This is a genomic window from Thalassomonas sp. RHCl1, assembly GCF_947387555.1.
In the GTDB taxonomy this organism is placed as follows: domain Bacteria; phylum Pseudomonadota; class Gammaproteobacteria; order Enterobacterales; family Alteromonadaceae; genus Thalassomonas.
On record NZ_CANDNZ010000007.1, the window covers coordinates 198,435 to 217,510 of the forward strand.

The 19,076-nt window shown below is 42.5% G+C and carries 22 protein-coding genes; 11 read left to right on the top strand and 11 right to left on the bottom strand.

What is annotated here, in order from left to right:
* Positions 1-5: 5 nt before the first annotated feature.
* Positions 6-815 carry an SMI1/KNR4 family protein gene (locus QL234_RS19860; protein WP_281559521.1) on the top strand — a complete coding sequence of 270 codons (810 nt, stop codon included), beginning with the start codon at positions 6-8 and terminating at the stop codon, positions 813-815.
* Between the two features lie 339 nt (positions 816-1,154).
* Here the strand turns inward: QL234_RS19860 and QL234_RS19865 are convergent, their stop codons facing one another.
* The 4 genes from QL234_RS19865 to QL234_RS19880 all read right to left on the bottom strand — a co-directional run bounded on the left by QL234_RS19865 (position 1,155) and on the right by QL234_RS19880 (position 2,983).
* Positions 1,155-1,658 (bottom strand): integrase core domain-containing protein, encoded by a 504-nt coding sequence (locus tag QL234_RS19865; protein ID WP_281559522.1) that lies wholly within the window; start codon positions 1,656-1,658, stop codon positions 1,155-1,157.
* Positions 1,659-1,941: 283 nt separating this feature from the next.
* Positions 1,942-2,103 carry a hypothetical protein gene (locus QL234_RS19870; protein WP_281559523.1) on the bottom strand — a complete coding sequence of 54 codons (162 nt, stop codon included), beginning with the start codon at positions 2,101-2,103 and terminating at the stop codon, positions 1,942-1,944.
* An 81-nt stretch (positions 2,104-2,184) separates the two neighbouring features.
* On the bottom strand, positions 2,185-2,469 hold the full coding sequence (locus QL234_RS19875; protein ID WP_281559524.1) for a SymE family type I addiction module toxin: 285 nt from the start codon (positions 2,467-2,469) through the stop codon (positions 2,185-2,187).
* 226 nt (positions 2,470-2,695) lie between these two features.
* A complete protein-coding gene (locus tag QL234_RS19880; protein WP_281559525.1) occupies positions 2,696-2,983 on the bottom strand; it encodes a hypothetical protein in 288 nt (95 codons plus the stop codon).
* Here QL234_RS19880 and QL234_RS19885 point away from each other — a divergent pair.
* The 7 genes from QL234_RS19885 to QL234_RS19915 all read left to right on the top strand — a co-directional run bounded on the left by QL234_RS19885 (position 2,973) and on the right by QL234_RS19915 (position 6,376).
* The gene (locus tag QL234_RS19885; RefSeq protein WP_281559526.1) at positions 2,973-3,212 is read left to right on the top strand and encodes a hypothetical protein; all 240 of its coding nucleotides are present in this window, start codon (positions 2,973-2,975) and stop codon (positions 3,210-3,212) included. The genes QL234_RS19880 and QL234_RS19885 overlap by 11 nt on opposite strands.
* Positions 3,205-3,489, top strand: coding sequence for a hypothetical protein (locus tag QL234_RS19890; RefSeq protein ID WP_281559527.1), 285 nt, complete (start codon positions 3,205-3,207; stop codon positions 3,487-3,489). The genes QL234_RS19885 and QL234_RS19890 overlap by 8 nt, the downstream gene beginning before the upstream one ends.
* Before the next feature lie 9 nt (positions 3,490-3,498).
* The gene (locus QL234_RS19895; protein ID WP_281559528.1) at positions 3,499-3,849 is read left to right on the top strand and encodes a hypothetical protein; all 351 of its coding nucleotides are present in this window, start codon (positions 3,499-3,501) and stop codon (positions 3,847-3,849) included.
* Positions 3,850-4,209: 360 nt separating this feature from the next.
* Complete coding sequence (locus tag QL234_RS19900; RefSeq protein WP_281559529.1) at positions 4,210-5,118, top strand: transposase; 909 nt, start codon at positions 4,210-4,212, stop codon at positions 5,116-5,118.
* A 221-nt stretch (positions 5,119-5,339) separates the two neighbouring features.
* A complete protein-coding gene (locus QL234_RS19905; RefSeq protein WP_281559673.1) occupies positions 5,340-5,741 on the top strand; it encodes an IS30 family transposase in 402 nt (133 codons plus the stop codon).
* A gap of 74 nt (positions 5,742-5,815) precedes the next feature.
* Entirely contained in the window at positions 5,816-5,971 is a 156-nt protein-coding gene (locus tag QL234_RS19910) for a hypothetical protein (protein WP_281559530.1), read from the top strand.
* On the top strand, positions 5,972-6,376 hold the full coding sequence (locus QL234_RS19915; protein ID WP_281559531.1) for a hypothetical protein: 405 nt from the start codon (positions 5,972-5,974) through the stop codon (positions 6,374-6,376). It abuts the gene before it with no gap.
* Between the two features lie 479 nt (positions 6,377-6,855).
* Here QL234_RS19915 and QL234_RS19920 read toward each other — a convergent pair whose 3' ends face one another.
* Positions 6,856-7,743, bottom strand: coding sequence for an integrase core domain-containing protein (locus tag QL234_RS19920; protein WP_281559532.1), 888 nt, complete (start codon positions 7,741-7,743; stop codon positions 6,856-6,858).
* Between the two features lie 182 nt (positions 7,744-7,925).
* A complete protein-coding gene (locus QL234_RS19925; RefSeq protein ID WP_281559533.1) occupies positions 7,926-8,210 on the bottom strand; it encodes a SymE family type I addiction module toxin in 285 nt (94 codons plus the stop codon).
* Between the two features lie 584 nt (positions 8,211-8,794).
* Here QL234_RS19925 and QL234_RS19930 point away from each other — a divergent pair.
* Complete coding sequence (locus QL234_RS19930) at positions 8,795-8,992, top strand: hypothetical protein (RefSeq protein ID WP_281559534.1); 198 nt, start codon at positions 8,795-8,797, stop codon at positions 8,990-8,992.
* 299 nt (positions 8,993-9,291) lie between these two features.
* Here the strand turns inward: QL234_RS19930 and QL234_RS19935 are convergent, their stop codons facing one another.
* Positions 9,292-9,747 carry a hypothetical protein gene (locus QL234_RS19935; RefSeq protein WP_281559535.1) on the bottom strand — a complete coding sequence of 152 codons (456 nt, stop codon included), beginning with the start codon at positions 9,745-9,747 and terminating at the stop codon, positions 9,292-9,294.
* A 1,043-nt stretch (positions 9,748-10,790) separates the two neighbouring features.
* Between QL234_RS19935 and QL234_RS19940 the strand changes: the two genes are divergently transcribed.
* A complete protein-coding gene (locus QL234_RS19940) occupies positions 10,791-11,489 on the top strand; it encodes a Fic family protein (RefSeq protein ID WP_281559536.1) in 699 nt (232 codons plus the stop codon).
* A gap of 115 nt (positions 11,490-11,604) precedes the next feature.
* Positions 11,605-15,711 (top strand): RHS repeat-associated core domain-containing protein, encoded by a 4,107-nt coding sequence (locus tag QL234_RS19945; RefSeq protein WP_281559537.1) that lies wholly within the window; start codon positions 11,605-11,607, stop codon positions 15,709-15,711.
* A 233-nt stretch (positions 15,712-15,944) separates the two neighbouring features.
* Here the strand turns inward: QL234_RS19945 and QL234_RS19950 are convergent, their stop codons facing one another.
* The 4 genes from QL234_RS19950 to QL234_RS19965 all read right to left on the bottom strand — a co-directional run bounded on the left by QL234_RS19950 (position 15,945) and on the right by QL234_RS19965 (position 18,826).
* The gene (locus QL234_RS19950) at positions 15,945-16,115 is read right to left on the bottom strand and encodes a hypothetical protein (protein ID WP_281559538.1); all 171 of its coding nucleotides are present in this window, start codon (positions 16,113-16,115) and stop codon (positions 15,945-15,947) included.
* Positions 16,116-16,399: 284 nt separating this feature from the next.
* Positions 16,400-16,921, bottom strand: a complete 522-nt coding sequence (locus tag QL234_RS19955) for a hypothetical protein (RefSeq protein WP_281559539.1) — start codon at positions 16,919-16,921, stop codon at positions 16,400-16,402.
* A gap of 226 nt (positions 16,922-17,147) precedes the next feature.
* Complete coding sequence (locus tag QL234_RS19960; protein ID WP_281559540.1) at positions 17,148-17,876, bottom strand: hypothetical protein; 729 nt, start codon at positions 17,874-17,876, stop codon at positions 17,148-17,150.
* A 188-nt stretch (positions 17,877-18,064) separates the two neighbouring features.
* Complete coding sequence (locus QL234_RS19965; protein WP_281559541.1) at positions 18,065-18,826, bottom strand: zinc-dependent metalloprotease family protein; 762 nt, start codon at positions 18,824-18,826, stop codon at positions 18,065-18,067.
* Between the last annotated feature and the right edge of the window lie 250 nt (positions 18,827-19,076).

A 19,076-nucleotide genomic window follows, 5' to 3' on the forward strand; every position in this document is an offset into this window, starting at 1 on the left:
TTGAAATGTTAGATAAACAATTGTTGGAATATTTATACCAAATTATTCCCGAAGCTGAGCTTATCGGTATAGGGCAAGATAAAATAGCTGAGATAGAATTAACCGAAGAAGTAAAGCTACCAGGTGTTTACAAAGAGTTTTTAACGCTTTGCGGCAGTGATGAGAATAAAGAGCTAAGTAATTGGGGAGTTTACTTATATCCCAGTATTCTTGGTCAAAAGAAAAAGTTGCAGCAGGAGTCGCAGGATGAGGGAATGTTGGTATTACCTGAAAATAGCCTTTTGATTAAAACCTTTCAGGAACAAGAACACTGGTTTGCTATTTGTGATGGAAGTGATGACCCTGAGGTTTATTATGTTGATTGGGATGATGAAGAGATAAAACCTTGCAACCTTACTTTAACGGGTTTTTTGATTAAGCATTGTAAAAAATATTTATCAGCCATTGAGCACTCTAAAAAATTTGCTCCTTATTATGTTGTTGAATCATTTTCCTATAAGGGGGAGGATGAAGAAGCTTTGGAAAAAGCCATTAAAGCAATAGAGGATAATATTGAGTTTTTTCAAGACTCTTTAACTGTGTCGAATTTAGTGCCTCGATTATTGGGCTGTTTGGCTTTAGTTAAGGACAATGAGAGGTTAATACATGCGCTTATTCAGTTAATTGATAAATACCCTGTTTTTGATGTAGATCTTAGGGCTGCTTTGGATAAAACGAATTCACCAGAAGTCAGACAACGTTTTGGCCTTATTCAAAGTGAAATTGTTAAATGGGTTCGTAAGACCTATTCACCTCCTTCTGACTCAGAAGGATAATTTTTCTGTCCCGTTGGATAAAGCTGTCCCGTTCGTATCGTTCGGGCGGTGATCGATAATAATTTTGCTGTTTTTTGTTTAAATAAACAGCAAACATTTTATTTGTGTCCCGTTCGTATCGTTCGGACGGTGATCGGTAATAATTTTGCTGCTTTTTGTTCGAATAAAAAGCAAATGTTTTATATATCTCAGTAATTTATTCGCTATTTTGCAAATAAATTCCCATGTTTTTATAACAATTGTCCGGTAACCGGGTTACATGTCAAATTTAAGCCGCAATAAGCTACAGCAAGTACAAACGCTTGCCGTGGCTTTTTCGTTTTTACGGCGCCTGGCCTGTCAGCTGGGAAAATAATAACCCGTTAATAAACCGTGCCAGTCGTTTACCCATATTGCTTTTTTACCATACCGGTTGGCTTTGTTTTGCCACACCTCCATGGGCGTATACCCGGCAAGGTTTTGATGGGGGCGTATCTGGTTATACCAAAACCTGAACACGGCTAATTCATCTTGTATGCTGTCAAATTTTGTTAAATCCAATCGCTTGATTTTGCTTTTCAGCGTATCAAAGAATCGTTCAATTCTGCCATTTTCCCAGGGCGAGGCAAGGTGCGTGGTTTGATGCCTGATACCCAGTAGCTTTAAGGCGGTGGTGAAAAAGAGCGAAGTAAAACAAGCTTCATTGTCGGTACGTATATTTTTTGGTAAACCGAATTGGCGAATGGTTTGGCACAGGGCCAATAAAAGCCGGGCAGAATGTTTTGTCGGCAGTTCGCGCAGTGTTAAATTCAGCCGTGAGCCGTGCTCGATAATCCCTAAAATAGTGGTCTGTTTTTTTGACAACTTTACCCGGGTTAAATCCAGTCCCTAGGTATGGTTTACCGGCACTCTTTTTGCCGGTTTTTGCCTGATTTTTCGCTTCATCACTTGCAGCCGGTATTGGTTGCTTTTGATTTTCTCGTAGACAAAGCTTTTTGAGACTGTGGTTTTATGGCCGTAGCGCTGATTAAAAAGGGCTGCAACCGAGCCGCAGCCGCCACCAGAAAGGGCTTTAAGGTAAAGTACTTTATTGACTACCTACGGCGGTTTTTTACTGTTTCAGGCATAGCGTGCCGGGGGCGTTTTTTTAGTGGGCAAGGGATTTGGCTTTAGCTGGAATTCTAATTGGGCTTTCGGGTAAAAAAAGCGATAAAGCATCCAATAGCAGAAAGCGGCAACGCATTGCCAATAAATCAAAAGCATTTTTAGGAATAGTAAAAATGGCATATGTTATCGCGGCTGCCGCCATAGCTACACCGAAGAAAACCGCGTACAAGTATTTTATATTGGACTGCTACGCCTTTTAGGGCGAAGCAGTCCTACTTTTCTATTATTGTTTAACGGTCAAACCGGATAATGCCCGACTTGGTTTTATCATTAATTCCTCTTGGTTAATGGTTACAGTGACTTTTTCTCCGATAATAAAACCGGCTTGCTTAAACCATTTACCCCTAAGGACAAGGCAGGGTTCGAGGCTTACCGGTGCGTAGTTCACGCCAATGCCTCTGGTTTTTACGCCCGAATTGCTGGCGGTTTCCAGTACGGTGAGTTGGCGGGTGGTTGGATATTTTACTTTTGCCGAGCGAGGCTCTGGCGTATGATGATATTCAGCCATGACGGACTCCGTTTAGTTCGTTTTGGTTAGCGACCCTTGAGTGTTCGCTGCACTCAGGGGTTGCGACTTGTGTTACAACTGAGGCTCAACCTTTGCTGTAAGCATTATTAAGAAAAGACCAATTCACTGGCTAAAGCAACAGTGGCTTGGTCTTTTTTTATGGGCGTTTTTGAGGATATGGATAGTACTCTTTACGGTTTGAAATCCTTGTTTTTATCATTTTAAGTTATTGATATTTATCTTTTACTCTTTCTTTTCTGAGTGGCACTAATGTCAGCGTTGCCGCGCAAAACCAGCAGGAAAACTTCAGCGGCAATAACAGCCAGAGCAGCAGTGCCAATACCGGCACGGTCAGTATCGCCGCCAGCGGCAATACCAGCGAGCGGACATCCGGCAGTGCCACGGCCAGCGGGCAAACCATCAGCAATGGCGAGCAAGCCACTCTTGCCAGCGGCTCGCAGCAGTCGGCAAGCTTTGACAGCAATGGTGAACTGGGCAACCAGGTGGCGGTCAACAGCGGTAGTGCTGCCGGTAGCAGCGATTTAACCGATAACGGCTATAGCCAGAACCAGGTGGGCGGTGTTGCCCAGGTGAACAACCAGACGGTAGCCGGTGCTGCTGAACAAAACCAGGGTACAGCGGGAAGTGAACTTGTTGTCGGCTCGGGTGTGTCATTGAATGTGGCGCAAAATAACCAGGCGGTGGCCGGTTATCAGCAGACTAGCAGCCAGTGGTGTGCGTAGAGCTCAGCTTCCCAGAGATGCATGGGCAACTAAAAATGGATTTGAAAATGCAAGTATCAAAATAGATGGAGTAAGGGTTAAAGGTATAAAAACTTTATTACCTGAAAGCTTTACAGCTGATGATGTTATAAATGCGGGTCAGAGTATTTTGCAAAAGAATATCAATAATACAACTGATAGATTTCTTTATGGAACTTATAAAGGTGTTGAGTTGAAGCTTGTACGAGATTTAGATACGGGTATGATTAAAACTTTACATCCAACATGGGAGCAATAGGAGGATAAAGTGGATAACATTGAAAGTGAATTATTTAAATTATGGACTGATGATTGTTTCGATGAATCGAATTTTAGTGAAATTCATGAAATACTTAAAAAAAATCCTTCGTATGTTGATTTTTTTGTAAAAAGAATCGATATGGATTCAGCTGATATGGATACGTTATATTTGCTGATTATAAATGTAATTCCTTTGAGTAGTTGTGTGACCTACGCACTTGAAAAGGAAGACTGGCTTGTGGATGATTTTGTTGAATTTGAATGGTTTAATGGACTCGATGACTTTTCATTGATGGATGCTGCTCAGTATGAGCAATGGTTGGTAAAACAAAAAAAAGCTGAAGGAAGGTCATTATAAATAAGCTTGTCCCGGTGTCCCGTTCGCATCGTTCGGACGGTGATCGTTAATTAATTTACTGCTTTTTTGTTTAAATAAGCGGCAATGACTTTTAATTCTGCAGCAATTTATGGGCAAGCTTGCCCATAAATTTCCCTGACTTTATTAAAACAGCGCCATTTCAGGGCCAACAGCCAAATTTCAGCAATAACAGAAAGAGACACCCCTAAATTTGATTTACTGAAAATGACGCTCTAGGGTTTAATTTAAGTGCTAATCAACACTGAGATTAAAGTCATGACCCGCGCCCGAAAACTTCAAGTTTGTCTGGAAGAAACGCCTTACTATCACTGCATTTGTCGCTGTGTGCGTAGGGCGTTTTTGTGTGGTGAAGATAAAAGTACCGGACAAAACTTTGATCACAGAAAACAGTGGCTGGTGGATAAAATCACGCAGCTTGCAGGTGTATTTGCTATTGATATATGTGCTTATGCCATTATGAGTAACCACTATCATCTGGTGTTGAGAGTAAACGCACAGGAAGCTCAGCAGTGGGATAGTAGGGAAGTTGCTTTACGCTGGATGCAGTTGTTTAAAGGGCATTCTTTGGTTGAGCGGTATTTAACGAAAACTAAAATCACAGAAGCTGAAAAAGATAAAGCGCTTGAGCTGATTGAAAAGTGGCGTAAACGCTTATTCGAGCTGGGCTGGTTCATGCGTTGTTTAAATGAATCTATTGCGGTACAGGCCAATAAGGAAGATAAGTGTAAAGGACGGTTCTGGGAAGGGCGTTTTAAGTCGCAAGCCCTACTCGATGATAGCGCGTTGCTCGCTTGTATGACTTATGTTGATTTGAACCCAATACGAGCTGATATATGTGTTACACCGGAAACCTCAGACTTTACCAGTATCCAGCAGCGTATAAAGGCGCTTGCCACCGCTAAAAAAACGCAGCAAGCACAACCAATAACAGTTGCCCCTTTCACTGGTTATAAACCTCACGGTAAGCCCAGCACAGGTTTACCTTTTAAATTGTTTGATTATCTTAGCCTGGTGGAGTGGACCGGTCGTTGTGTACGAGAGGATAAACGCGGCTTTATTCCGCCTGATATCCAGCCGCTATTTGCACGGCTAAATATTAATGATAAAGACTGGCTGGAAGTGATAAAAGACTTTAATCGTCACTTTATCAGTGCAGCCGGTAGCCCGGAAAATCTGAGCCGTTGGGCATTAAAAACCGAGCGTAAATGGTGCAATACTCATCAGTCGTTACATTTATATACTGAGTAGTTATATATCCTGTAAAATTGCCCGTGAGCTCTTGTTTCACGATATCTTTTTGTTAACCGTGGTTTCATCAAACCAACTCTAGCTTCAAACCTTCTATTTTCCTTCAGCTGCAGCCTTAAAACAAAGTAATGGCTTATGGGGGAGCATTATGTATGTTACCCAAATTTAATATGCAAGTGTAATAGGGCATAATCTGAAATTAACTTTAGGGGTGTCCCTTTCTGTTTTTCTGTTCTCATGTAGAACGTACCTCTCGATATCTCATTGCCCAAAAAATAGAAAATAAACAAGCGGCATTATTTAATGAAGCGACATTAGCGCTATTTAGCCGCATCCCCGACCATAAACGGCTGACGCTCACATTAGATAATGGGAAAGAATTTGCGGCTTTTAAAGCATTAGAAAAGCCGCTGAATTTGACTATTTATTTTGCCGATCCATATTGTTCCTGGCAAAGAGGTACGAACGAAAACACAAACGGTTTAATTAGAAGGTTCATTCCTAAGAAAACAGATTTTTCAACTATAACTAATGAACAACTTCAAGAAGTTGTAAACAAAATAAATAGTCGCCCAAGAAAGATATTAAATTACCGTACACCAGAAGAAGTCTTTATTACTTAAAGACTTAGCTACTGGTGCACTTGGAACATGAATTCGCGGTTGTTAACCTTATGGTTCAACAAGAGGTTAGAAGTATGCAGTCGGCAATACAAGTAGCAACAAAAAATGGTATGCCTTATCATCAACGTTTGACTGTAAATGGTTGGCAAATAGAAATTAGACCTGCATTTAATGAGGGGCAATTACCAACAGTCGTCCATGCACGAAAATTAGGTAGAAAGGAGGAATAAGTGGATATTCAACTACATAAATCGATTGGCCTGGATTTGCTTGAATATTGTGAACGGTTTCCGTCTATGCGATTTAGATGTGAGATAAAAATTGATTACTTATATAGTGCTTTGAGTTTCGAATATGATTCTTTATGGGTAGAAAGCAGTGTGTGGGATAATTGGTTAAAACAAATTAAGGAGTTGGATGGCGGAGATATAGAGCTCGCGGAACTTAGTGATTTAGATCAAGACTTCTATATCTGTGTCACTAAGAGTTCACCGAAGAGTTATGAAATGAGGTTATCGGTAACAGTAAAGGAAATAGGAAAGCCTGAAGCGAAATTAAATTTATTGTTTGCATTATCATTAGATTGTTTTGCAAAACTACTTGCTAGCTCTGAAGATTTTCCAATTATGTGGTGATTATAGGAGCAGAAAGGGACACTGTCCCGTTCGTATCGTTCGGACGGTGCTCGGTAATAATTTTGCTGTTTTTTGTTTAAATAAACAGCAAATATTTTGTTTGCCTCAGTAATTTATTCGCTATCTTGCAAATAAATTCCCATGTTTTATAGCAATTGCCCGGTAACCGGGTTACATGTCAAATTTAAGCCAGAATAAGCCACAACAGGTACAAACGCTTGCCGTGGCTTTTTCGTTTTTAACGGCTGTCCCGTTCGTATCGTTCGGACAGTGCTCGGTAATAATTTTGCTGTTTTTTGTTTAAATAAACAGCAATGATTTTTAATTCTGTAGCAATTTATGGGCAAGCTTGCCCATAAATTTCCCTGACTTTATTAAAACAGCGCCATTTCAGGGCTAACAGTCAGATTTCAGCCGCCAACAGCCACAGCAAGTATGAACGCTTGCCGTGGCTTTTTTTGTGACGGGCGCTTTGCCCGTCAGCTCGGAAAATAATACCCAGTAAGCAAACCGTGCCAGTCGCTCACCCATATCGCCTTTTTGCCGTGCCGGTTGGCCTTGTTTTGCCATATCTCCACAGGTGTATACCCGGCAAGGTTTTGGTGGGGCCGTATTTGGTTATACCAACACCTGAATGTTGAAAGCTCGGTTTGCACGCTATGCAAACCCGATAAATCCAGCTGCCGGATTTTGCTTTTCAGCGTACCGAAGAAGCGCTCAATCCTGCCGTTTTCCCACGGAGAAGCAAGGTGTGTGGTTTGATGCCGTATGCCAAGCAGTTTCAGGGCGGTGGTAAATAACAGCGAGGTAAAGCAGCGCTCGTTATCCGTGCGTACGTTTTTGGGCAAACCAAATTGCCGTATGGTCTGACATAAAACCAGCAACAGCTGCGCCGAATGCTTGGTAGGGATTTCCCGCAGCGTCAGGTTTAAGCGCGAGCCGTGTTCTATGATGCCTAAAATGGTCGCCTGTTTGGCTGAAAGTTTAACCTGAGTCAGATCTAGTCCCCAGGCATGGTTGACGGGAGTTGCGCTTGGCGGCTTTTGTTTTATCTTGCGCTTTATCACTTGCAGCCGATAGCGGTTGGCTTTGATTTTTTCATAAACAAAGGTTTTTGAAACTGTGGTTTTATCCCCGTAGCTTTGGTTAAAAATCTCTGCCACTTTGCCGCAACCTGCCCCTGAAACAGCGCTAAGGTAAAGCACCTTATCCACCACCCACTGGGGCTTTTTACGGTTTTTTCCATAGCTGGCCGGGGCCGTTCTTTTGTCGGGCAGGGATTTTGCCCGCAGGCAATATTTTATGCGCTTTTTGCGGCAAAAAAAACGCTCGAACAGGAAAAACAAAAAGCACAGATATATTGCCAATATATCAACACCATGATTCGTCGGCGAAAAATGGGGGAGTTTAACGTATTTTCCCCGGCAGGCAAGAAAAGGGCAGGGATGGTAAGGCGTTCGGATAGCGTTCGGTAATTTTATCGCACACTTGTACCGTTTTTATGGTCAGCGACTACGCCCTTGCAGGGCGCAGTCGCTTGTTTTCCCTGTTATTGCTTGCCCGCCGGGCCAGAAGGGGCCTGATTGGGTTTTATGAGCAATGCTCCTTTGTTAACGATTATCGTGACCTTTTCTCCTATGATAAAGCCGGCTTCTCTAAGCCATTTTCCCCGCAGAACGATACAAGGTTCAAGGTTGACCGGCACATAGTTAATGCCTATGTCTCTGGGTCTTACCTGAGTTCCACTGGTGGTCTCCAGCACTTTGAGCTGGCGGGTGGTAGGATATTTTTCTTTTGCCGAGCGAGGCTCTGGCGTATGATGATATTCAGCCATGACGGACTCCAATTAGTTCGTTTTGGTTAGCGACCTCTGAGTGTCTCACCACTCAGGGGTTGCGACTTGTGTTACAACTGAGGCTCAACCTTTGCTGTAAGCATTATTAAGAAAAGACCAATTCACTGGTTAAAGCAACAGTGGCTTGGTCTTTTTTTGTGGGGAGTTTTGAGGAAATGGATTGCGCTCTTTACAGCTGAAAATTGAGGCTGTATTCATCGTTTTTATAGTCCCCATGAAACATAATTGAAGCTAACAAAGAAAAAGGCATTCATACTAATTTTCATCGTGATTATTAGTACTGCCGGTAAGTAAAATCTTTTGTTACTTTAGTTTTTATTCTGCGCATAAGTCAGCTATCCAAACGGCGAAAATTAAAGGGTTGGACTCAGGAGGGGCCCTGCTATATATCTTTTACTTTTTTATTTATCTGAAATTGTTGTGAAGTAGATTGATAAACATCAAAAGAAACATTAGCTTAATACGGGGTGAACAAATATTAGCCGCATTGTTCGTATGTCATCAATTAACAAGGAAAAATAATGATGAAAAAGAGTTTAATGTTAAGCACGGTTGCAACGGGTATGATGCTAGCCACTACTTTAATGAGTGCACCGGCGAATGCGCTAAAAGATCCTGATAGCGTTGTCTATCATGTCGCGTGTTATAGCGATACTTCTTTCCTGTGGTATGAATTGGCGGATTACTATTCTGAAGCCAGAGAATACGGCTCTATGTGTACTAGGCAAGGCGGTACCTATAAAATCACTATCTTGCTTTAATTTTTTACCGGAATTAAAGGGCTTTATTAACCTGAGGTGTTCGCCATCTCAGGTTTTTTATGGCAGGTCTTTACCGGCACCCGTTTTGCGAGCGGTATTCACCGTACTCTCAGCAAATAAGCCCACCGATGGTAAGAGGCTTTTTGCTTAAGGGAAAAAGTTATATAAAGTTTAAGGCCGATGGGTTAACGCTGCTCTGCGGCTTAAATATGGCCATAACTTCTGGCCATAAATATTGTGATTAATCCCGGGATAACCGATAACACTCAGTATCGGTGATCAAGTTTAACCGCTGGCTGTTATAAATGTTCTTTAAATGTCGGCACACATATCTCCCTGACCTGGTAAACAAAAAGCTCATAATAGGAGCCGAATTGGTTATACAGGTTTACACGGGCATTAGCGGCATGGAACTTTTCCGGTTCAACGTTATAGCAGGCCATATGGGCAAATTCGTATTTGATTTTAAAAACTTTGCCGTCGTGATGCTTTTCTGCCGGGGCGCATAACTTGGTTAGTTCGAGTACCCGGTAATTTTGTCCGAGAAATTGATCGCGAACATCAACCTTAATGTCTATCGGGGTTGGCTGCTCCACTATGTCGTAACACATAAAGTGGTCCAGAACGGTTGTCGGGTCTTCGGCGGCGATCACTGCACTGTTATTTGCCGCTGCTTGTCCGCACAAGGCGATTGCCAGCAGGCCGGTTGCCATAATAGCCGTGTTTTTTTTATCCGTATGGTATAAACGTTTCATTGTCATTCCTTATCCGTTGAAAATTAGAATATTTGGCATGGAAAAATGCGGCACAAAAAAGCACGTGCAGGCAATATTTCTAGCCGGATAACTTTATGGCGGGGAAACTAAACTCCCTGGTTTCCATACCAAGAGCAAAGCCGGGTTGAGTATAGGCAACAAGGATTGAAAATACCGGGAAGTGAATATTTAACCAAGATATTGATAATCATAGAAAAGTAAGTGTTTCTTATTAAAAGCACTGAGAACTCAACAGATTACCGTCAAAAAAGATTATTTACTGATTAAACGCTAACTTTTTAACATCAAAGGAAATAATGGGGTGAGCGGTCTGGATGTCAGGTATTTGCTTACAGGAAAAAAGGAAAATGCTTATGCCGTTGGCATATTTTTCATTTCAAGAGGGAAAATCGCCAATTAGCTAGAACAAGTGCCTTCAGACGGCATATAGATGGAATCCAGGGGCATACTGAGCATTTGCTATTATTGATTTTGCTTTTCTTATTATTGAAATCCATAAGGACAGGGCATGAAATACCTAACTTGGTCGTTAATCACCTGTGTAATATTAACTGGCTAATATTTTCTGAAATTATTCTTTTGACAACCTTGTTGTAAATTCTTGTAAACAAGTTCTTTACATTATTAACGTTTGTGTTAACGTGGTTTTGATTTTTTGAAACAAGATGTTGATACAGACTTAGGTTAATTGAAAAACGTAATCTATTTTAAGGCACTTGGAGCTCTATAAATCAATTGAAGAATCGAAATTAATTCGATGCCGTATTTCAGGATGATGTTGAATGTTCTATACAAGTTGCTTGCGAAGCAGAAGTGATTTTTTAATTATTAGAAAGCCAATGTTTAGATTTTGTTTTGCAAGAACTAAGCACTAATATGCATGTTTCTCAACGCTCTCATTGTTTCAAAAAGCCGTGTTAATCGTGTTAGTTATCAGGCGTGGCTTTCTCTTATTTAATTTCTTTTATTTTGTTGAAAGTAAAGGGGGTCTAGCGGAAAAATTACCAATTAAGCACTCGGACGTGTCAATTGAAACATTAATCCGGTTGCCCCGGATAATTCTTGGCGACAATAAAAAAGGGATCCGGCAGAGACAAAACTGGATAGTTCCCTCGCAGTGGAAAGCAAATAGGTTCCTCCCTCCGGCGCAATTTGTTCCCGAATATTTAGCTTATGGGCTGGTTTTTTTCAATTCATCCCGCCAGGATCCTATGCAAAAAGTCATTATCGGAGCTTGCCTGTTCGTTTATATCCACCGTTTTAGTGACGGTAACGGTCACGTATTCAGGATCCTGATAGGCAGTGCATTTGAACCGGCAGGTTCGTTTGTTTTTAACCCCATATTTTTCCATTTAGTAAGTGACTCGGCTCATTTTTTAAGCGGTATATCCGCATTTGCCATTAAAAGCTGTCAGGGCTTCAATCATCCGTACTGGCAAGGTGCTTTTACCAGGGATCAACAATTAACCATATTCACTGATAAATATTTAGCGGATATTTGTAATAAGTTCATGACCAAGCTGGCATCAACTTCACTTTTCCATAAAGCAAAGTCCCTTATTAATTTTCTTTGGCAGCGAACTTTGATGTGTGAGTCAGGGGTGATAAAGCCCTTTGACCGCCACAAAAGCTTTGCGGTGTCAGATATTGGCAGAGTTAGTTCAATATCGAATTTTACATCAACACAAATTATGACATCCGGTAAGAGCGATTATTTTTGAATGCCCGGAAATGTTTGCCGCCGGGACAAAAATAGCTCAGGCGATTTATTTAAAGCCAGGGAAAAACAAGTTTCATAACCAGCAACAAGACTAAGAAAAACTAAATGGAGAAGTAATGAGATTTAATAAATCCAAAACGGCACTATTTGTCGCTTTAATGATGAGCCAGGTGACACCAACACCTCAGGTGGCATCGGATGAATATTATGAAGACGACGATAGCTTTGCCTATGTCGCCGCTGAATTTGCCAGTGGTTGGCATTGGGGGCTTAATGCTGCTCAGGCCGGGGAATGTAAGGCTGACTCGAATGATCAAAATAGTGCTCAGGAAGATTGTGGCGGCTTAGACGATATCGAGCATATTGATGTTACCGGGCAAAGATATGTCATGGGTGCGGCAGAGCAAATGGCGATTCAAGAGTACATCCACGATCAGATCTTTAATACTCGCAAAGAGGACTTTAATGATTTTGGCGAACAGGTAAGTGATGGACAATTTGGTGAAGAAAAGGCCTGTGCCGGTAATCCCATTCAATATCATAGCGGCAATAAGGTCGAGACTTTTACCGATTATAAAGGACCCGGGGCCTATCCTTTGTCGGTGGTGCGTAATTATGATAGTAAGGGAGATACTTTGGCAACCGGGCGTACTCCCTTTAGCCGAAGGTGGAATTCGAACTATAACTTAAAAATTAAAATACCCAATTATACCAATGACATTGTTTATATCGACAGGGCTAACGGCAATAACCTGACGATGGTCTCGTATGATGATAAAAATTTTCACTGGGACCGCAACCCGGACAGCCCCAATAAACTGGTCAGAAATAGTGACGGCACCTATACCTTCACTTCGGCAAGCAATGTCACCGAAACTTATAGCAGTGACGGTACCTTAAAAAAGTTGACCTTTGTTAATGGCATCACCCATAACTATACCTATACCAGCAATAAGCGATTGAATGCCATTACCCATAGCAGTGGTCGGCAGCTGAAATTTACTTGGTCAGATGATTTAATTACTAAAATCGTTGATCCCGCAGGCAATGCTTATTTGTATAGTTATGATAGCAACCGGGTATTATCCGGGGTAAGTTTCCCCGACGGTCATTCCACCAGCTATCACTATGAAACCAGTGTTAAAGATCGGTTAACCGGTGTGAGTTATGACAATAAGCGTTATTCCTGGTTTGAATATAAGCAGGATAATCCGCAAGGCCCTGATTATCGTCCCGGTTATGCCACCTTAAGCCGTCATGCCGATGGTATAGATCAATATCAGTTTTATTATGGTTATGACTATGTCAAGGTCACTAACCCGTTAGGACATGAAGTGATCCATCATTATGATGGCAAGGTTGACGAAAGTAAGGAAAATGAAACACAAAGCCTGGCCAGCACTTATTGTCCGGCAATGAGCAAAAAAACCACCCACAAAGATGGTTTTGTCGATACCATCACAAATGAAAACGGCATTGTCACTGACTATGACTATAACGAGGATGGTCAGTTAGTGAAAAAAATTATTGCCAAGGGCACTGCCGAAGAGCAGATCATGACTTATGCCTGGCATGCACAGTATAAGTTGATTGAAAAGGAAACCGGCCCGGGTTGGTCGACTACTTATAGCTATAACGATAAGCAGTACATGACCAGCAAGATCATGAAAACCGATGGTAGTGACGGCTTACCGGTTAAAACACTTTCCACCACTTATAGTTATACTTTTCACAGCAACAATATCCTGCGTCAAAAAGTTACCAGAGAGAGTGTAACCCCCAATCAGAGTGAAACCCGTAATTTCGACAGCAAAGGAAATCTGACCTCTGTGGTTAATAAAGACGGTTCGGTGCGTTATTACAATAATTATGATGCGCTGGGCCGGCCTGGACAAATCATTAATGAAGACGGCCTGGTCACTAGCTATACTTATTTCCCCCGCGGCCAGGTCAAGCGAGTTACTGTCAGTGATGGCGTTAAGAATTTAATCACCATGAATAGCTACAATGCTCTGGGGCAAATTGTCACCTCAATACGCTCTGATGGTGTTGAGACTGCCTATACCTATGATGGCGCCTATCGCCTGATTGAAACGAGAAATGAAGCAGGCGACAAGCTGGTTTATACCCGGGATAAATTGGGTAATATCACCAAGGAAACTATTATATCCAGCAATGGTATAACCCGCTTTTATAAAATATATCAATACGATGAACTAGGCCGGTTGTTATCAGAACTAGGCAGCAATTATTTAAAGACCAGTTTCACCTATGACAATGTAGGCAATGTACTCTCCAGCAAAGACAGTCGCGGCAATACCACCTACTATACTTATGATGCTTTGAACCGGATTAAAACCGAAACTAACCCGCAACAACAAACCACCCGATACAGTTATACCGGAAGCCACCTTAGTGCCGTTACCGACTTTAGAGGAAAAACGACCACTTATAACCGCTCCACCTTCGGTGATTTAATGCAGTTTAATAGCCCTGATGCCGGCAGTACTCAGTTTTTATATAACTCCGCCGGGAAAATGTACCGTAAAACGGATGCCAGCGGACAAGTCACTAACTATTTTTATGATAGTTTGCAAAACATGACCCGGGTTGCAGGCAGTCAAAGTCATGCCTTTATCTACAGTCGCGATCGGTTAAAAAGTTTTACTGACAACAGTGGTTCAACGGTTTATACGCACAATAAATTTGGTGATTTGGAAAAACAAACGACAAAAATAGGCAGCTCAAGCTACCAGCTATTGTGGGATTATGACTATATTAACCACGTCAACTCTTTAACCTACCCCGGTGGCAATAAAGTTAACTATGAATATGATGACATTGACCGCCTGGCTAAAATGACAGTAACGATTAATGGCGTGACCCAAACCGTTATTGACAATGTTACCCATATGCCGATGGGACCCGTGAGCACCTGGCGATTTGGCAATGGTAAAACCCGGAGCGTAACTTACGATCAAAATTACCGGGTAACAGCTATTAATACGCCGTCAATTCAGTCATTGAGCATGAACTACAATAGCAGCGGTATTTACCGGATTATTAATAACATCCAAACATCGATGACAGCTAATCTGGCCTACGATAGTTTAAACCGGTTAACCTCTGACGGTAAAAATACCTTTTCTTATGATGCCAATGGTAACCGTAGCTTGGTTACCGGTACCAGTTTGGGAAGTCAGTATTATACCACCAGCAGTAGCAGCAACCGGCTGAGCAAAATCACTGCCGGTAGTAAGAGCCGCAGTTTTAGTTACGACAGCCGGGGAAATATTACTGCTGAAAATGATTTTGACGGCCAGAGCATCAGCTATAGCTACAATGAAATGAACCGGATGAAGCGACACCAAAAGGGCAGCTTAGCAACCAGCTATCAATATAATGCCCTGGGTCAGCGGGTGGTAAAAGCAAACAGTAACGGCACCACGCATTTTATTTATGATGCCAAAGGCGTATTGCTCGCCGAAGGAAACAGTAAACAATATATTTATTATAAAGGGCAAGCGATTGCCTACATAAATAATGACCAGCTGTACTTTATTCATAATGATCATTTGGGGCGCGCAGAAGTGATCACAGATAAATATGGTTCGGTAAAATGGCGGGCGCAGGGGAAATCATTTGATCGCACTGTGGTTTATGATCAACTCGGTGGCTTTAACCTGGGTTTCCCCGGCCAGTATTACGATACTGAAAAAGACTCCTGGTACAATATTTTCCGTGACTATGATGCAAAAACAGGACGCTATTTACAGTCTGATCCAATAGGTTTGGCCGGAGGCCTGAATACCTATGCTTATGTCGGGGGGAATCCTTTGAGCAGGATTGACCCGCTTGGACTGGCTGCATGTTCTTGTACCGATAAAGGAGAGAAGGTTGCTTCATTTAAGAGCAAGCCTTTAACGCAAAAACAGGTTAATCAAATAAATAGGCAAAACAGTGAGGCCATTACCCGTGCCGGTCACGCCTATGCGATAGCGAGTGTCTTTTTTCCTGCAACCAATCTCGCAAAAGGGGCATCTGTTGTCGGTGGGATCGCAATAGGAGAATTAGGTCTGGCGGCATCGGTTGAACTTGGACAGTACCGGGTGACTGATATGTATAAAACCGCAGATGGCAAAGGATATATAACAGAAACCAGTGTCTTTAATGCCGATGGCAGCCTCAATTCAACATCAGAAACGGCAATTTGCAGAGATTGATCTGAATAGGAGCAGTATCACACGCTAAGTCGATATTTAAAGCCAGTAGAAAGGGTTCTACTGGCTTTTTGCCCGAGAGCATTCAAAGCTCTGCCTCTGCCTGAAAATGACAGGATATCCAGATTAACTTTTGCTCTGGATGAGTGTTTATTTGTGTCTTGATCAGGTATGACAAAAATTTATCGGCCTTATCAACAACAGTGTCATTATGAAAGAGGCAGATTTTAGCTTTGTTAATTTTCCTTGATGGTTAAGCCAGTGTCTGTCGGGGGCAGACAAAAATCGTAATGCGTACCGGCAAGGCGTGCAGCACCGCCGCCAACCTGGGGGGTAAGCTGCATAGGAACTGCTTTATTGTCTTTAGAGAGGTTTTTTAATTTTTTCTTATTTAATTGTAACTTCATTACTATATCCTTTTTCTTATTTTTAAATCACAAGGTGTATTTTTATACACGTTTAAACAGTAACTTGAATCAAGTGTATGTCAATAGCGACCTGATAAAGTTAACAGGTTAATCCTGCTTGCCTTACACTTTTAATGTTTCCTATAAGGGCTTTATAGCTGGGCTTTTGTATCACCAATGGACATGGACTTAGCTGAGGACACAGGCAGGAAAAAAGGGCTGTATAGGGCCTATAAACTGTATTTCACCGATAAAGTGAAAAGCCTAAAAAGTAAAAGCTTATATTAATCGGCAGAAAATAACCCCAGATATAAAACCAATAAAATAATCGCAACAGTAAATACCAGGGTTCTACGCGGATAGGCCGACCGGTAAAAATCGATTTCCGATACCAGCCAGCGGTAGCTGGCCAGGATGAAATTCGCTTGTTTTCTTTGCTGCTTTTGTTCCAGCTCCCTGATTTGTAAATTTAACTCATTCAGTTGCTGTTCATAGGAGTTATCTGATGAACAGGCCCCTTCCAGTTGGCGAAGCAGGCTGCCGTAACTGGCTTTGCCGCCGCCGTATTTCCCGTCAAGTTTGCCGTCGAAGTTATCGGTTTTGCTTTGCCTGGTATGCACGGCGGCTTTGAGCCGGTTCAGCAGCTGCGCGGGTGAGTTGCTTTCGATATTTTGTACCATGTTGTCGAAATTTGACGCCGCCATGATCGACGCCTGAACATCATACTGGCCTTCATACATTTCCCTTAACTGGTAGTATTGGCAAAAGGTGCTGCAGATTTTTTTCAGTTGCAAAACAGTGAGCATTATTGCGGAACTTTTCTTTGACTAAAGGCATAGCCACCTTGGCATAAAGCCGGTTGAAAATAAAGTCGCGGCTTTGGCAATGGCCGGTGAAGGGGGCGGGAATAGGGTAAAGGAGCGCCAGCTTCTCCATACAAAGTAAACCTTGGTATGGAGGAGCTGTCGGCCTTTTTTCAGGGAGATGTTATCGACAGTTGTTAAGGGAGCTTTACTTTTGCTCTACCTGTGATTATTTGCCGGCAATATCAATCGGCTTTTGCGGGATCTCTGTGCCGTCGCTGATATCATCGGCAGTCGGACCGATTTGATCCGGGATGGCGCCATGCACCAGATCACTGGATTCTGCCATCCAGGCATATTGTCCGTCGCCTGCTAATGAATAGATGCCGTAAGGTGTGTTGATATGGGCATATATGGCGTGATCATTAATGGTCAGGGTGGTGTTATAGGTTTCGTCATTAAGGGCAAATGAGGCGTTAATGGTTTTGTTACCGTGCGAGTCCTGATCGGTGCTGGCCACTTCTGCATCATAGTACATGTCGAAGAAGGGCACTTCTAATTTTAGCGTGTCGCCAACTTCCAGCGAGGTCAGGTGCTTGTTGTCGATTTCCAGATATACTTCGCCGCGTAAATTTTCCCGTAATTTGCCGGATGCTTTTAATACTTTCTCTGCCGTTTCTGACTGGGTAAAGACAGGATCAGCCGGGTAGTCGTCGTGCTGTACCGCTGCGGCAATGTTACTTTTGGGCGCAGCCGGGGAGTGAGTCTTGGGCTGGACAGGATGGGCATGCTGATGAGCCACCAGGTGCTTGTGCGGGACCTCTACCTGGGCTACGGCACTTACTTGAGCTTTTGTTTCGTCTTTGCTTGCCTGAGTATCGCTGCCGGTTGAATTTAGCCAGAATGCAATAGCCGCCACGGCGGCCAAACCGGTTAAAATCATAAGTGCTTTTTTCATAACATTTCCTGCTTTATCTTATTTTTAGCTGTTGCTCTATGCCGGTTGTGCCCTTTGGCTACTCCCGGTAAAAATAAGACTCGGGCTTAACGGCCCAAGTCTTATTTAAAGCGAAAAGTGAAGCCGCCAACCAGGTTGGCCTGACGGCTGATGCAATTTCGCTTGAGTTTATTTCTGTCCGTTAAATATTAACGGAATGCAGCGATTTGATCAGTCACTAATTCTAGTGCTCTTTGCGCATCGGCTACATTGTTCACACCAATCGGCTCACCGCTTAGGGTAAAGCCCGGGTTAGAGAAATAAGATAACTGGTTGGTGGTATTGAACTCTTGCGGGTAAGCCATGATAGTGGCGAACTGATTGTCAACGCCGTAACCTACGCCCCAAGTGTAAACACCGCCTTCAGCGCCTTGTCTTACTGAGTGACCTAAGCCCATGTTGTGGCCAAGTTCATGCATGAAAGTAAGGGTAGTATCGCCACAGTTGTTGGCTGTGATGTTGTAGGCATAGCTGTCATAGGCATTGTGATCCGGGAATACGTCAGACATACCGTAGATAGAACCGGCGATACCACAAGTGGTACCCTGCCAAGTGCTTTGCGCAGAGCCGATCACAACTACGAAGTCAGCTTTGTACTCATCGCGCCAGTTTCTGATTTGGCTGTTTTTATACAGGCTCTGGATATTGTTCCATGAAGCAACATAATCGGTACTTGTCTGGTTGTCGCCTTCCCAAGCTAAAACCAGGTTAATGTCTAAGTTGTTTTTCGCATAGTTGGCGTTAGAAGCGGCAACCATGTTTTTGATTTCAGTTTTGATATCAAAGCTTCTTGCTGCTGCCGAGGCTGTGTAATAAACGTCGACAACAACGTCTTTAGCCATGGCCGATGCCGACAATACTGCTGATACAGAAAGACCGATTAAAGTTTTACTTGCTAGTTTCTTTAACACACTACTTCTCCTTGGTGTTCTTGTTTTTGTTTTTATATGGTGCCGGTACCTGAACATGTCCTAAATTCCCTGTTCATGGCCCTACCATGTTTTTATTAATGTTTTATGAAATACCGGTGTTTTTTCCGGCAACTAATTAGAAACAGAAGCGAAAAACAAAACTAGTAATATTACGACTTTTTTTCGCACAAATTGAAAGTGTGGGCAAAGTCATGTTTGTCCGGCTAAAACCTGTTTTGATGGTATATGC

Bases quoted from the DNA above. Each gene is read 5' to 3' on its own strand.
- QL234_RS19960 (WP_281559540.1), bottom strand. From the start codon at position 17,876: ATGAAAAAAGCACTTATGATTTTAACCGGTTTGGCCGCCGTGGCGGCT.
- QL234_RS19945 (WP_281559537.1), top strand. From the start codon at position 11,605: ATGAGATTTAATAAATCCAAAACGGCACTATTTGTCGCTTTAATGATG.
- QL234_RS19955 (WP_281559539.1), bottom strand. From the start codon at position 16,921: ATGCTCACTGTTTTGCAACTGAAAAAAATCTGCAGCACCTTTTGCCAA.
- QL234_RS19930 (WP_281559534.1), top strand. From the start codon at position 8,795: ATGATGCTAGCCACTACTTTAATGAGTGCACCGGCGAATGCGCTAAAA.
- QL234_RS19935 (WP_281559535.1), bottom strand. From the start codon at position 9,747: ATGAAACGTTTATACCATACGGATAAAAAAAACACGGCTATTATGGCA.
- QL234_RS19870 (WP_281559523.1), bottom strand. From the start codon at position 2,103: ATGGCGGCAGCCGCGATAACATATGCCATTTTTACTATTCCTAAAAAT.
- QL234_RS19925 (WP_281559533.1), bottom strand. From the start codon at position 8,210: ATGGCTGAATATCATCATACGCCAGAGCCTCGCTCGGCAAAAGAAAAA.
- QL234_RS19950 (WP_281559538.1), bottom strand. From the start codon at position 16,115: ATGAAGTTACAATTAAATAAGAAAAAATTAAAAAACCTCTCTAAAGAC.
- QL234_RS19875 (WP_281559524.1), bottom strand. From the start codon at position 2,469: ATGGCTGAATATCATCATACGCCAGAGCCTCGCTCGGCAAAAGTAAAA.
- QL234_RS19860 (WP_281559521.1), top strand. From the start codon at position 6: ATGTTAGATAAACAATTGTTGGAATATTTATACCAAATTATTCCCGAA.
- QL234_RS19910 (WP_281559530.1), top strand. From the start codon at position 5,816: ATGCAGTCGGCAATACAAGTAGCAACAAAAAATGGTATGCCTTATCAT.